10 protein-coding genes are annotated in these 14286 nt (G+C 56.6%); 6 read left to right on the top strand and 4 right to left on the bottom strand.

Features of this window, described 5'->3' with window-relative positions:
• Positions 1-252: 252 nt before the first annotated feature.
• Complete coding sequence (locus C173_RS07720; RefSeq protein WP_036723805.1) at positions 253-939, bottom strand: hypothetical protein; 687 nt, start codon at positions 937-939, stop codon at positions 253-255.
• A 129-nt stretch (positions 940-1068) separates the two neighbouring features.
• Between C173_RS07720 and C173_RS07725 the strand changes: the two genes are divergently transcribed.
• The gene (locus C173_RS07725) at positions 1069-1521 is read left to right on the top strand and encodes a MarR family winged helix-turn-helix transcriptional regulator (protein ID WP_036723807.1); all 453 of its coding nucleotides are present in this window, start codon (positions 1069-1071) and stop codon (positions 1519-1521) included.
• Positions 1518-3050 carry a DHA2 family efflux MFS transporter permease subunit gene (locus tag C173_RS07730; RefSeq protein WP_036723809.1) on the top strand — a complete coding sequence of 511 codons (1533 nt, stop codon included), beginning with the start codon at positions 1518-1520 and terminating at the stop codon, positions 3048-3050. The genes C173_RS07725 and C173_RS07730 overlap by 4 nt, the downstream gene beginning before the upstream one ends.
• Positions 3051-3322: 272 nt before the next feature.
• Here C173_RS07730 and C173_RS07735 read toward each other — a convergent pair whose 3' ends face one another.
• Complete coding sequence (locus tag C173_RS07735) at positions 3323-4276, bottom strand: helix-turn-helix transcriptional regulator (RefSeq protein ID WP_036723810.1); 954 nt, start codon at positions 4274-4276, stop codon at positions 3323-3325.
• A 37-nt stretch (positions 4277-4313) separates the two neighbouring features.
• Complete coding sequence (locus C173_RS07740; RefSeq protein ID WP_036723812.1) at positions 4314-4994, bottom strand: DedA family protein; 681 nt, start codon at positions 4992-4994, stop codon at positions 4314-4316.
• A gap of 108 nt (positions 4995-5102) precedes the next feature.
• Between C173_RS07740 and C173_RS07745 the strand changes: the two genes are divergently transcribed.
• The 4 genes from C173_RS07745 to guaA all read left to right on the top strand — a co-directional run bounded on the left by C173_RS07745 (position 5103) and on the right by guaA (position 13071).
• Positions 5103-6530, top strand: coding sequence for a polysaccharide deacetylase (locus C173_RS07745; RefSeq protein ID WP_036723813.1), 1428 nt, complete (start codon positions 5103-5105; stop codon positions 6528-6530).
• Between the two features lie 245 nt (positions 6531-6775).
• A complete protein-coding gene (locus C173_RS07750; protein ID WP_235191814.1) occupies positions 6776-8251 on the top strand; it encodes a DUF58 domain-containing protein in 1476 nt (491 codons plus the stop codon).
• Positions 8220-10772, top strand: coding sequence for a transglutaminase-like domain-containing protein (locus C173_RS07755; protein ID WP_036723815.1), 2553 nt, complete (start codon positions 8220-8222; stop codon positions 10770-10772). Before C173_RS07750 ends, C173_RS07755 begins: the two co-directional genes overlap by 32 nt.
• Before the next feature lie 760 nt (positions 10773-11532).
• On the top strand, positions 11533-13071 hold the full coding sequence (gene guaA / locus C173_RS07760; protein ID WP_036723816.1) for a glutamine-hydrolyzing GMP synthase: 1539 nt from the start codon (positions 11533-11535) through the stop codon (positions 13069-13071).
• 26 nt (positions 13072-13097) lie between these two features.
• On the opposite strand, the gene C173_RS07765 is transcribed toward guaA, so the two are convergent.
• Positions 13098-14192, bottom strand: a complete 1095-nt coding sequence (locus C173_RS07765; protein ID WP_051477899.1) for a Gfo/Idh/MocA family protein — start codon at positions 14190-14192, stop codon at positions 13098-13100.
• Between the last annotated feature and the right edge of the window lie 94 nt (positions 14193-14286).

Raw genomic sequence — 14286 nt, forward strand, 5'->3', positions numbered from 1 at the left:
TTGCCTTCCAGGGCTCAACCCCCATGTGTGTGGAGAACCGAACACATGAGGGTTGAGCCCTGGAAGGCAAGTGGAGAGAATGTAGTCGAAAAACCGACTACATGGAGCAGGAGCGGAGCATGTGGGCCAAATGTAGTCGAAAAACCGACTACATGGAGCAGGCGCGGAGCACGTGGGCCAAATGTAGTCGGAAAACCGACTACATGAAGCAGGCGCGGAGCACGTGGGTCAAATCCTCCGGATACCCCGGAGTCACTTCTGCAGCTTCTGCTTCACCCGCATCGCTTTGTTCAGATGGACGAAGTTATGCCGGGTGGCCGGCATCAGTACCTGACCGGCAAAGGTCTTGCCGCCCCAATAATCCATTAGCCACTGCTCGCTGTCGAGTACCGCTTTCTCCTCCCGGACTCTCTCGAACTGCGCCGGAGTTGCCTTCATCCCGAGCTGTCCCGGCTCCAGAGCGGATAGGATGGAACGTGTTCTGCGGGCGACATCGCGCCGGTACTCGGATAGCGCTCCGAGGTTCACCTCTCTACTGAGTGTAGCAACATCCTGTTCACTCATTCCGTTGCCGGAATGAACGTAAGGAACCCCCAGCCTCCGGGCATACTGACCGGAGTATAGCACCTGCTCACGGTCTGCCCCCAGGATGTTCATGGTGATATCCTCTATTCGTGCACTGTGCCACAGATGCCAGACTATAGAATTACGGCTGCCGGGTGTCTGCACCGGGTAGCTGCGCGCGGTGGACTCCAGCAGCTGGTCCCATAAGGCATCCTCATAGGTTGCCTGTTCCCCGTTGCCTTCTTCAGAGGCGTAGAGGGAGGTATGCAGCTCCAGAATGATAGCGACTGCTTCAGTATGCGCCTCCGGCTTGGTGATGATCCTGGACAACATTTTATGCTGCCTGTTCCAGTGATTTCGTTGTTCTGTATTCATGTTTAATCCTCGCTTTCCGTAATTTTCAGAAAATTTCTGCAAGAAAACCATTGACGGATAAATAGGTAAATAGTAAAATAGTTCGCATGCGAAGTATTATTGTGCATTATGCTTGTGGAGGGATAAGGCTTGGAAGAAAAGGAAAAGCAACTGGACGATATTCTGTCCTCTTTCCGCTGCATCACCCATAATTTCCAGCAGCTTCTGTGGAAGGATGCAGAGGAGCTTAACATCACATCTACCCAACTGATGGTATTGCGTAAGTTATCCTTGCATCCCGATATCGGGATCACGGAGCTGGCCGATCTTCTGCATCTGGGCAACAGCGCAGCCAGCGGTGTAGTGGACCGGATGGTGAAGGCCGGACTGATTACCAGAGAACGCTCGCAGAGCGACAGACGAATATTTAAGCTGGCGATGACCGAGAAAGGCAAGGAGATCCGTCTGCTCAGCAGACAGTCACTCCGAAGACATTTGCAGCCCTTGGCAGATATTCCTGCGGAGGATGTACAGGAGCTGCTGCGGCTGCATGGTGAAATTATCCGAATTCTAGAACAAGGGAGAGACAACAAGAAGCTATGAGTACAATTACAGCCGGTAATGCACCGTCCAAGACGGTCCGCAGAGGCCCGATTATCGCAGCGCTCCTGATCGGCGCCTTCGTGGCGCTACTCAATCAGACGCTGATGAATGTGGCGCTGCCCAAAATGATGGAGGATCTGAATATCCTCGCCAATACGGCCCAATGGCTGACGACAGGGTTCATGCTGGTTAATGGTGTGCTCGTGCCGATCAGCGCCTATCTGGTGGAGAAATTTACGACCCGCCAGCTCTTTACGACGGCAATGATGTTATTTTCGATAGGTACACTGGTCTGTGCAATAGGAACAGGCTTTGAGATGATTATGGTCGGCAGAGTCATTCAGGCTGTAGGTGCCGGAATTCTGATGCCGCTGATGAACATTGTGTTCCTGCGTATCTTCCCGATTGAAGAACGGGGCAAGGCGATGGGACTGATGGCGGTTGCGATGATTTTTGCTCCGGCTGTCGGCCCTACCTTGTCCGGCTGGGTCGTGCAGAACTATTCCTGGCGCGTGCTGTTCTACATCGTGCTTCCGCTGGCCATTTTCTCAATGCTGCTCGGCATGAAGACTATGCAGAATGTCGGTAAGCTGACTTCTCCGAAGCTGGATAAACCGGGTGTGATTCTGTCTACACTGGGCTTCGGCGGGCTGCTCTACGGCTTCAGTGATGCCGGAACAGACGGCTGGGGAAGCACGACCGTTATTCTCTGCCTGATCCTGGGTATCGTGTCCCTGGGGCTGTTCGTATGGCGTGAGCTGACCACGGATAAGCCGCTGCTTGAGTTCCGCATTTTCCGCTACAACATGTTCTCCCTGACTACCGTGATCAACATTATCGTCACTATGGCTATGTATGCAGGGATGATCCTGCTGCCGATCTATCTGCAGACCATCCGCGGCTTTACACCGATGGAATCCGGACTGATGCTGCTCCCGGGTGCGGTTCTGATGGGCGTGATGTCACCGATCACCGGAATTATATTTGATAAAATCGGAGCCAGATGGCTGGCGGTTATCGGCCTTGCCATCACCACTGTAACGACCTGGGAATTCAGCCAGATCAGCACCACTACCACTTATACTCATCTGATCCTGACGTATACGGCCCGCATGTTCGGGATGTCGATGCTGATGATGCCTATCGTCACCGCCGGTCTGAACCAGCTGCCGCAGCGTCTGGCTTCTCATGGTACAGCCATGTCCAACACCCTGCGTACCGTGGGCGGTGCACTGGGGATGGCCCTGTTCGTCAGCCTGATGACCAACCGTACGAAGAGCAACATTACCGATGCACTGGTAAGCGGTGCGGTGTCGAAGACCGATAAGGCTGCGATGCTGAAGCTTACACAGGAAGCAACGATTAACGGGATTACCCATGCTTTCGCTGTAGCAACCTGGGTGACTGTTGTTGCCCTGGTGCTGGCGCTGTTCATCCGCAAGACCTCTCCGCAGCCCGACTTCCTCAAGACGGAAGAAGCGGAAGGCGGACAGCCGCAGCCGAACCTGACGAAATCACAGAGAGCATAATCCTGAATAAAAAAAGACGATCCGCTATAACCGTTAACGGTTGCCGGGTCGTCTTTTTGCGTCTGGGAACTAGGGTGAAATTGCCCCACTGTCCTTCATCCTCCCCAGTCTCCCAGTCAAAAACCGGCTTCTCCCTTAGAGTATAAACCGGCAAACCTGACAACATGGATTCAGGTTCGGATGCGGATGGAAAAAGATTGTACATGCTTGAATGCGGGTGGGGTGGAAAGGAGGTCATGCGATGGCGAATTGAAAATGCTTAGGTTCGGGTTTTATTGCCGCTCCGGCAAGTCTGATGAATATACCGCCGCGACGCCGCGGGCCACCTCGCCTAATCTGCGGCGGATGTGCTCCGGTCCCAGCACCTCCAGGACGGTTCCGAAGCTTAGCAGGAAGCCGTATAGCCAGTCATTCTCAGGGTACTGGAGCGTTAGGGTGTATCCGCCGGTATCATCCCGCTGGAGCGTCTCACAGTCGAAGTATTCCTCGGCGAGATGCTTGCCTTCCGGCGTGAAACGCAGCTTGACCGGTGTGAGATTCTGCGGTTCCTTCCAGCTACTACTCCACGGCAGCTCTGTAAGCGGAATATCCTGGCGGATATAGTGCCTGTTCTCCTTCACTAGCGCTTTCATCCGCAGCAGCTTGAAGAGGCGGAAATCCTGACGCTCCTCGCAGAACCCGTATAAGTACCAGAATTGTCCCTTGAGGACCAGCGTATAGGGCTCGACCGTACGCTGGCTTACCCTGCCTTCGGCAGTTATGTATTCAAAAGTGACCATGACCTCCTCCTCTAAGGCTTCTTTAAGGAGGTCCAGCCGCTCCTCCAGCGGAGCTGTCAGCTCCCAGGGGGAGAAATCGACGATCATTTGCGTGGTTTTGCTGCGGAAGGCGGAGATCTGGGAGGGAGGGACGACGCTGCTGATCTTCTCCATCAATAGCTGATGGCCCTCTCCTCCGATGGAGGAGGCGCTTTGCAGCGCACTGAAAATATCGGCCAGCTCGCGTTGCGATAATACGTTGCGGTCCAGCCGGTAGCCCTGCATGAGGCCGATGCCACCGCCTGCGCCCTGATAGGTAACCACAGGGATGCCTGCGCTGTTAATGCTGTCTATATCGCGGTAAATCGTACGCACGGAGACCTCAAACATATCGGCCAGCTCCTTGGCCTGAATCAGCGGCCGGTTAAGCAGCAATATGACAATGGAGAGCAGACGGTCTATTTTCACAGGGATACCTTCTTTCAGACGTTAGGTGAGGCTATAGTCAGCGGGTCTTGGAGGTCTCTTTGACCTTCACTTGGACCTTGGCATCAAGCGTAGCCACTGGCTTGCGCCGGCGCAGCCGGAGAGAAATGGCAGCCCGGTAACGGTAAATGACAATCAGCGCGGCAATAACCAGCACGCTTACCGCGATCCAGAGGGCATAGGATTCGATCAGGTGGAAGATGCCCATCCACTGCGGGCCGAAGATTTTGCCGATTCCGAGGAATAACACTACCCAGAATATTGCTCCCCCATAGGCATACATAGCGAATTTACGGAAGGGCAGGGCAATAATCCCGGCAAAATAGCCGGTGAAGTGGCGGACGCCGGGGATGAAATAGCCGATGGAGATCAGCACGCTGCCGTATTTCTCGAACCAGCGCTGCGTCTTTTCCAGCTTGGCCGGAGAGAACATGAACCATTTGCCGTACCGCTGGATAAAGGGCAGACCGGCCTTGAGCCCGATGAAATATGTAATGGTCATCCCGATTGTAGTCCCTAAGAAGGCTACGATCACCAGGGTGAAGAAATCCAGCCTCCCCGTGAAAGAGAGAAATCCTGCGAAGGCCATCGTGGTCTCCCCGGGAAAAGGCAGGGCGATAAATTCGAGCAAAAGCCCGAAAAACAATACGCTATAACCATAGCTCGCAAACAATTCTTGTATCCATTTGAGCATATCCATAGATTCTTCACTCTCCAAAGGCTGCGCGCCTATTCTATTCTGAAGCTTGTCTTCATACAATCTACCAAATGGTGCGGGTGCGCCAATAGAATGCTGGAGGTAGAGAAGATGAAGAACAACCTGGAAAATCCTATCCGCCGCATCATGATCTGCGGGTTGCTTGTTATTGCTGTTGTGCTGAGTCTGGGTGTGTCAGCCTATGGAGGGCAGGGGAATTCTTCCGGTTCGCGGATTACGTACTCCCTGCAGGCTGAAGCAGGCAGTGCGTTACCTCTACTCTCTAAGAATAATGCTCCGGCTGTCCCGGTGCAAGATTTGCCTCCGGCAGCGGCCAGAATGACAACCGCAGAATCACGGCAGCCGCATATTTCGGGCGGTTCAACCCCTAAGGCAGATGCAGAGCGTCCTGCTCCCGCTATAAAACAAGTAGCTGCTGCTGCTGCGGGGAAAGCTGCTCCAGCAGCCGGTCACCGTAAGGAGAAGGTGGTCTATCTGACTTTTGACGACGGGCCAAGCGCAGTTACTCCCAAGGTGCTTAGCATATTGCAGGAGCAGGGGGTTAAGGCGACCTTCTTCGTGCTGGGGGATCAGGCCGCAGGGCGTCCCGAGCTGATCCATGCCATCTGGGAGCAGGGGCATGCTATCGGCAACCATACCTATAATCATAACTATCATGATTTATATAGCGGCTTCACGGAATTCTGGCGCCAAATCAAGCAGACGGAGGAAACGGTACGTGAGATCACAGGCGTCCGTCCGCAACTGGTCCGTGCGCCGGGCGGCACGTTCGGCCATTTCGACAGTACATACTTCAATCTGCTGAAGCAGGCAGGCTACCGGGTGATGGACTGGACTGTGGACAGCGGAGATTCCCGCCGCCGGGGAGTGCCCGCTGCGGAGATTGTGCAGGCATCTGTGGCTGACTTGTACTCCGCCAGTGTGGTGCTGCTGCTGCATGACGGATCAGGCCATGAACAGAGTGCCAAGGCGCTGCCTGCCATTATTGAACGCTACAGAGCGGCCGGTTATGAGTTCGGCGTTCTGGATACGCAGAGTGATCCCGTACAGTTCAGGGTGTCCTCCAAGGCAGCCTCGCTTCAGCGGAGCAAGCCGTCACAGGATTGGATATCGGCCAATATTGCTCCGAATGCGGAGCTGTTTGCACCAGGCAAGGCGCTTGCGCTTGAGATTGGGCGGATGGAGATCAAGCTGAAGCCCGGAGAGTACCGTCTCCAGGACGGGCAGTACTATGTTCCGCTACGCGCCACCGTGGAACGGCTGGGCGGGCGGGTCGGCTGGGATGCGGATACCCGCAGCGCAGCTGTAAGCTGGAACGGCCGCAGCATGACGTTAGACTCACAGAAGCAGGAGGTTGGCATTTACTGGCCGGACGGTACAGCAGAGTACAGGGCGGCACAGGTGCAGCTCCAAGGCTCCTCCCTCTGGGTACCCCTGCGTATGCTGCTTGAGGCGGCAGGTCATCCGGGTGCGGAAGCCTTTGTTAATGCAGAGGAGCGCAGGGTTACTGCAGCTTAAGGCGGATATCCGTTTTGGAGGAGGGCTGGACGGAGGGGACGGCAGGATACGACAGGGACGGCAGGGGGGCTGGCGGGAAAAGCGACTACTGGCGGGAAAAGCGGCTGCTGAATGTCTGGGCATCCTTTTTCGTGGAAAGAATAGATAGCAACAGGCCTCAGCAGGTAGTATAGCCAGAGAAAGTACAGGCTGTCAGGGGGCTAGTCTATGACCATGGAAGGGTGTCCTCCTTGTCCTCATCATCATTGACAGATCCAAAATCACAGGTGTATTCACAGCAGAACAGGTACGGGAATGCAGAGATAGCCGGGTTCCCCCGGAAGCGCGTCCGCCGCGCAGCGAAGGAGTGGGGGCGAATGCTGGTCCTGATGGCGGTTACCGGAGGACTGTATATGTGGCGCGGCGGAGAATCGCTCCTGCTGCTGCTGACAGCGGGCGGAGTGGTTATGTCCGGCGGCCTGCTGATGCAGCTCAGCGGTCCCCGGAGAGTTAGTGTCCAGCGCACGATTGCTCCTGCGCGACTGTCTGCGGGGGATGACGCTGTTGTGGAGGTTCAGATTTCTTTTGCCGCCAGAATCCCGTTGCCCTGGATGATTGTGACCGATTACTGGAGCGGGGGCAGCCATCAGGAGCTGCTGTTTCCCGGCTTCCGGCGTTCCTTCAAATATTCTTATGAGCTGCTGTCCGTTCCAAGGGGTGTACATAAGCTTCATGGGTGCAGTGTAACCTGGGGAGATCTGCCGGGGCTGTTCACCGGCGGCTGCCAGCCGGGCGGCAAGGCGGACTTCAAAGTGCTGCCAAGGGCGATATATATGGGTACAGTTGTGCCGGATACCGGCTTGCTGCCGGGAGACCGTGTCTCCGGGCGGGGGAACCACAGCAGCCCGCAAGCAGCGGATATCCGTGATTATGCGCCAGGTGATCCGTTCAGCCGGATTCACTGGAAGAGCAGCGCCCGTAAAGGCAACCTGCAGAGCAGAGTGCCGGAACGTGAAGCGGGGCAGATGACCTGCATCGTGCTTGCGAGCAGTCCGGCGGATTACGAGATTCCCGGCGGTGCGCACCCTCCCCGCAGCCAGCGGAGGTCGGTGATCCCGGCCTTTGAACAGGCGGTATCGGCTACGATGGGGCTGCTGCTCTCTGCCGAGCGTACCGGCAGCTACATCCAGCTCTTCAGCGGCGGCTGGCCGGAAGGAATGGCCAGACATGAGGGACTGGGCCAGATCCCCGGGAGGGTCCGGGATCTGCTTACAGAGATTGCCCCATCCGGTTCACAGAGTCTCAGCAGACTGCTGGAGGATGCGTCACAGAGCTGGATTCCCGGGATGACGGTATCGGTCGTTACCGGCAGGCTGGAGGAGGAGTCAGCGAGAACGCTGGCCCGCTTCCTGGTTCAAGGAATCAGGGTGGAGCTGTATTATGTCTGGGACCAGCCTTCTCCGAGCCGGACTCCGGGTAGTCCTGTGCGGAGCCCGGCCGGAGCAGCGGGGACGCTGCCGGAGCTATCCCGCAGCAGCAGGCTGGCACCGGAGGGGTGGGAAACAACCGGGCAGCATGATCCCGCAGCTTACGGGAACAGCAGACCGCCTGCCTCGGATACGATTGCGGGAAGTCTGATGCGGCTTGGCGCGAGGATTCACTGTCTGGGCTATGCTGCTCCTGCACAAGGGTACAAGGGGGCGGAGCCTGATGGATTCCCGGATAACTCCACCTCCTGCTAGTGCGGGTACGGATAGCGCCAGTCCGAAGGGCTCAACCCACAGCGGGCATCGCCGCTACGGAAGCATCATGTTTACAGCGGCAGGGATGGAGGAATCAGACCTTGCAGAGAACAGCTCCGCAGGTAAAAGAGAGAACAGTCCTCTGTATTATCGCGGTCTGTTCTCTTTGGCGATTATGGGCGTCTTTGGGCTGTGGCTGCTGCCGCTCTACAGATTGCCTGCGGCAGCGGACCATACACAGCTCCTGAGGCTCCTGATGCTCTCGGCAGCAGCACTTCTCGCATGGGGCTGTCTGCTGTTGCCCCGTCTTGTCCAGGCAAGCGGGCAGCTTCTGCTAATCTTCTTGACCTGGTATGGCCTCTGTGCTGCTGCGGAAGGTGGGGGCGGGTGGCTGAAGGTCTATGCCATGGAGAAAAGTGGACAGGATGCCCTGCTGCTGCTCTCTGGCCGGATCTCCGCATTAAGCGAGGACAGCAGGCTGCTGATTCTGGTGCTGGGCTGGGGGCTGCTGGTGTCCTCCGTCCAGCAGCTCGCGCTGTACAGGGGAAGTATTGCGCTGTTCACCGGTGTAACGCTGGTGTATCTGCTGGTGCTGGATATGGGTTATGCCGTTAATACTTCCGGGGATGTCCTGGTCACTGCGGGGCTGATCCTGTGGCTGCGGGCTTTAAGCGGGCTGCTCCACCTGCAAGAGAGGACAGAAAGGCCTGTTCTTCCATACGCCCGCTGGGGAGCCAGGGCATTCTCGGCAGCTGTACTGGTAACGCTGGCCGCCTGGATGGCCGGGCAAGGGCTGGGCGCGCGCCCGGCTGCCCCGGTTACACTGCAGCCGGTGCTGGACAAGCTGGAGCACTGGGCAGCGGCGCAAAGACCGGAGGAGGAAGGTGTACCCGGCACCGGCAGCACAGGCTACAGTATGGAGGACAGAGAGCTTGGCATGCCCCTGACTCCCAGCCGGGAGGCGGCCTTCACGGTCACTGCTTCCCGTCCCTACTACTCGCGGGGGGAAAGCATGGCGTATTATGACGGCCGCCGCTGGATCAGGAGCGGAGCCGCGTATTCAGCGCTGAATCTGCCCCGGCTGTCCGGGGCGCTGCCCGCTCTGGCAGATGCTGCATCAGCCGGGGGCCAGACGTTTATTCAGCGGATTCAGCTGGCCTCGCCTTCCGCTGGAGGTATGCCGCTGTTCAGTGCAGGCGCTATAACAGACGTACAGAACATCCGGCTTGCGGACGGAAGCCAGCTGGGTTACGTACTGGCCAGCCCGGACAGGCTCAGCTTCCGCCTGCCGGAAGTCTACGGCTTCGCAGGGGTTACGGAGTACACCGTCAAGTCTGTTCTGCCGCCAAGTGATCCGGCAGTCCTGCGGACGCTGAGGGGGAGTGATCCCGACGGGGTCCGCAGCCAATATTTGCAGCTCCCCGCTGCTCTGCCGTCCAGGGTGCGTGCTCTGGCCGGCGATCTTACCGCAGCTGCGGCTAGCCGTTACGATGCCGCCGTAGCCGTAGCCGGTTATCTTCAGGAAGGCTATACCTATTCGCTGAAGACCCGCGTGCCGCCGTCCGGTGCCGATTTCACCGATGATTTCCTGTTCGGGACCCGTCAGGGCTATTGTGTGCATTTTGCCACTGCGATGACGGTTCTGCTGCGCAGCAGCGGCATTCCGGCGCGGTATGTCCAGGGCTACGGCCCGGGAACCGCCGTGCCCGGCTCTGTGCCGCAGCGCTACAGCGTGACCGGCGGCGATGCCCACGCCTGGGTCGAGGTCTATTTCCCCGGCGCGGGCTGGGTCCCCTTCGACCCCACGCCCTCCGCCGCTGCCGCCGCTGCCCTCGGCGCGGCGGCTACGGACCCGGCGGCGGCCTCCGCGCCGCCGGACACCCGCCGCTCCGCTGCGCTGCACGCGGACGCGCTCACCGCCGCCCTGCCGCAGGCGGGCGGCCCGGACACTGCGCCGCTCGCGCTGGCGGCGCTGGTGCTGGCTGCCGCCATCCGCTGGCGGCGCAGCCTGGCCCTGCTGCCGGCGGTGCGCCGCGCCGGCAGGCTTGGCCGTGAGCGGCAGCTGCGCGCCGCCGCTGCGGCCTGGCACGGGCTGGCGGCGCGCTATGGGCCGCCGCTGCCCGGGGTTACCGCCAGGGAGTACGCAGACTCCCTGGCTATCGAGGACGGGCGGCTGCGCGCCGCCGTCCGGGGGTTTGTACGCCAGTGGGAGACCCTGGCGTATGGCGGCGCCGGAGGCGGCGTGCCTTTAGCGGCCGCGAGCTCCGCTGGAGACGCCGTGCCTTTGCCGGCGTCGGGCTCTGGTGGCGGTGCTGCGCCCTTGGCGGCGTCGGGCTCCGCGGGAGACGCCATGCCTTCAGCGGCGTCGGTCCCCACCGGAGGCGCCTTACCTTTGTCGCACTCTGCGCGGATGTCGCCCGCCTTGCCCTCGTCACCCCCCGAGCCCCCCAGCGCTGCCGATACCATGGACGCAGAGGCTTTTATGGCCCGGTGCCTGATGATCACCTTCCATCTAACCTGATCAAGAATCGGCGTCCGTTCATTTGCAGCGGACGTCTTTTCATATAGGGAATCATGACTTCCGTTTGCCGCGGATAGAGGTACATAGAGTAGACAAAATGTATGTGAAAACATACATGTCTATTAAGGCACAACTCCAGCATGAAAAGAGCAGCGTGCTATCGTCCATTCATCTGTTTAGCGTATTTTCACAGTAAACCGAATGCAATTTGTTGGGGGGGCGGCGAGTGGGGCAAATGTAATCGAAAAACGAAATTCGGCGCTGCGTGGGCACGAGGACCAAATGTAATCGAAAAACCGACTATATTTAGCGCTGCGTGGGCACGAGGACCAAATGTAATCGAAAAACCGACTATATTTAGCGCTGCGTGGGCACGAGGACCAAATATAATCGAAAAACCGACTACATTCGGCGCTGCGTGGGCACCTGGGCCAAATGTAATCGAAAAACCGACTACATTTAAATCCACGCTCCCCATGCCAGATACTATCCACCCCCAGCCAGGGCTATAATTTTTTACTGTATTTCCATAACATAGATACCGGCTCCCGGCACCAGTGAATCGGCGGACATTTGCTCATCTGCAGGTATTCCTTACTGTCATGGCCACGAGCCTGTTTCAGCTAACTTTGCCCTATGCAGGTATTCTCTCCACCCCTACCACAGCCAGCCCAAAACCTTGAAACAGAGGGACCCCATTTCCTTGACGCTGAGAATTAACCATGAGTATAATGAATCCAATAATCAAGGGAGGCAAGTAATGAACAAGCCAAATGAAATAATCGTTGTTCTGGATTTCGGGGGACAGTATAACCAGCTAATCGCGCGCAGAATTCGTGACCTGGGGGTATACAGCGAGCTTCTGCCGTACAATACACCGATGGAGAAGATTAAGGCCTTATCACCCAAAGGTATTGTATTCTCAGGCGGGCCAAGCAGTGTCTATGCGGAGAATGCACCACATGTCGACCCGGCGATTTACGAGCTCGGGCTGCCGATCTTCGGAATCTGCTATGGGATGCAACTGATGGCACAGCAGCAGGGAGGCAAGGTGGAACGCTCCGCCAAGCGCGAGTACGGCAAAGCCGATGTGGAATTCGCACCCAGCTCCGTGCTTGCAGCGGGCCTTGAGAGCAAACAGACCGTATGGATGAGCCACGGGGACCATGTAGTGGAGCTTCCGGAGGGCTTTAAGCTGGATGCCGGTACAGAGAGCGCGCCGATTGCAGCCATGAGTAATGATGAACGCAAATTCTTCGCCGTTCAGTTCCATCCTGAGGTACGCCACTCCGTGAAGGGGAATGAGATGATCTCGAACTTCCTGTACGAGGTCTGCGGCTGCGAGGGCAAATGGACGATGGAGTCGTTCATCGAGGATGCCGTTAAGGATATCCGTGACAAGGTCGGCGACCGGAAAGTGCTCTGCGCACTCAGCGGCGGCGTGGATTCCTCTGTTGTGGCGATGCTGATTCACCGTGCGATCGGCGATCAGCTGACCTGTATGTTCATCGACCACGGCCTTCTGCGTAAAGGTGAAGCGGAGAGCGTCATGGAGACTTTTGTCGGCAAGTTCGATATCCATGTGGTCAAAATCGACGCCCGTGACCGCTTCCTCGGCAAGCTGGCCGGTGTCTCCGATCCCGAACAGAAACGTAAAATCATCGGCAACGAGTTCATCTATTGCTTCGACGAAGAATCGGCCAAGCTGGGTGACTTCGCGTTCCTGGCTCAAGGTACACTGTATACCGATATCGTAGAGAGCGGAACAGCAACGGCGCAGACGATCAAGTCGCACCACAATGTGGGCGGGCTGCCGGAAGATATGAAATTCAGCCTGATCGAGCCGCTGAACACCCTCTTCAAGGATGAAGTCCGCAAGCTGGGCGAAGAGCTGGGCATGCCGCATGCGATCGTGTGGCGTCAGCCTTTCCCGGGTCCGGGTCTGGCGATTCGTGTGCTGGGTGAAGTGACCGAAGAGAAGCTGCAGATCGTTCGCGATTCCGACTATATCTTGCGTGAAGAGATTGCCAAGGCGGGTCTCGACCGCGAGATCTGGCAGTATTTCACTGCACTCCCTAACATGAAGAGTGTTGGCGTAATGGGTGACGAGCGCACCTATTCCTACACCGTAGGCATTCGTGCGGTAACCTCCATCGACGGCATGACCGCTGACTGGGCACGTATCCCATGGGATGTGCTGGAGAAAATTTCAGTCCGCATCGTCAACGAAGTGGATAACGTGAACCGCATCGTGTACGATATTACTTCTAAGCCGCCTGCCACGATCGAGTGGGAATAAAATAATAAGAGCTGAGCATCCGGTAGCTACCGGACACTCAGCTCTTTTATTTTGTTAATCAACAATTGTATGCTGTATCCGGCTTCAAAATCAGGAAGTGAATCCAAGCCATTGTGAATATCTCCCGCCAGAGTATGGTATATGGACTCGAAATAGCTTTGCATAGAGGCTGCCCCGGTGTCCCTGCCAATGATTTGAAAGGAATAGCCGCTGCTTGACTTGATGAGCTGAAGATCTGAGTGGAGGCATTCTTCCAGCACTAAGTTTCCAAATTGAGGATGACCCATGGAGGCATCCTGTGTTAACCGCAGGGAACCGGCTTCTCCGCGAATCAATAGCGTAAATCCGGGCAGAGCGCCCCCGTGTATTGAAACGTTGCTGCTGATGCTGTTGTTTATTAGCCCGATCACTTCCCAGCTACTGGGTGCGCCTTGCCTAATATTCTGGTGAGTCTCGATATTGCGAATCTGCCCGAAGCTGCTTTGAGCAACGGCCGCAAGTGGGGTGAATTCCCCTAATAGCGAGGCCATAAGGTCTAAAGAATGGCCACCGTTAATGTCCAGCAGCGTTGCCCCGCTTTCCCGATTGAACTGATATTCTGTCCGGTTTGTTGCTGTGTTTCCTTTTCCCTGTGTGGTGACTTGCATATGCGCAGATAGAATTTTTCCTAATCTCCCCTGATTAATTATGCTCTTAGCCTGCTTCAGCACGCTGGACTGTCTGGCCTGTAGTCCAATGATATTATGAACCTTGGCATTTTGCGCTAACATCGTGAGTTCTTGTGACTGACGGATATGGTTGGTTAACGGCCATTCTGAATATACATGCTTGTGATGCTTAATCGCTTCTTTAAGTATTTCATAGTGCAATGGAGCCTTGACACTCACAACTACGAGATCAATCTCCGGGTTCTGGACAAGCTCCTGATAATGATCATAGGCATACTTGATATCAAGGACTTCTTTAGCCTGCTTCGCTGAGGCCGGATTTGAAGTGCTGACTGCCATTAAATCATATTGCTCATTGTTCATCAGCACAGGAATATGTGATTTGATCGCCCAGCTTTCAGGATTAACGGACCCGCCCACAATGCCGACTTTAATTTTTTTTGAATGGTTCATTGTATTTCGCTCCTTGTCTTCTATGGTGAACCTAAGTATAATCTGGCTCAAGTATCATTTGAAATGCATGAATCGCATGGGGATATTACTTTTT

It is taken from the genome of Paenibacillus sp. FSL R7-277, assembly GCF_000517965.1.
Taxonomy (GTDB): Bacteria; Bacillota; Bacilli; order Paenibacillales; family Paenibacillaceae; genus Paenibacillus_AQ; species Paenibacillus_AQ silagei.

What these genes read in the sequence shown, in the direction of transcription:
- C173_RS07720 (WP_036723805.1), bottom strand. Translation starts at nt 939, where the DNA reads ATGAATACAGAACAACGAAATCACTGGAACAGGCAGCATAAAATGTTG.
- C173_RS07730 (WP_036723809.1), top strand. Translation starts at nt 1,518, where the DNA reads ATGAGTACAATTACAGCCGGTAATGCACCGTCCAAGACGGTCCGCAGA.
- C173_RS07740 (WP_036723812.1), bottom strand. Translation starts at nt 4,994, where the DNA reads ATGGATATGCTCAAATGGATACAAGAATTGTTTGCGAGCTATGGTTAT.
- C173_RS07745 (WP_036723813.1), top strand. Translation starts at nt 5,103, where the DNA reads ATGAAGAACAACCTGGAAAATCCTATCCGCCGCATCATGATCTGCGGG.
- C173_RS07755 (WP_036723815.1), top strand. Translation starts at nt 8,220, where the DNA reads ATGGATTCCCGGATAACTCCACCTCCTGCTAGTGCGGGTACGGATAGC.
- guaA (WP_036723816.1), top strand. Translation starts at nt 11,533, where the DNA reads ATGAACAAGCCAAATGAAATAATCGTTGTTCTGGATTTCGGGGGACAG.
- C173_RS07765 (WP_051477899.1), bottom strand. Translation starts at nt 14,192, where the DNA reads ATGAACCATTCAAAAAAAATTAAAGTCGGCATTGTGGGCGGGTCCGTT.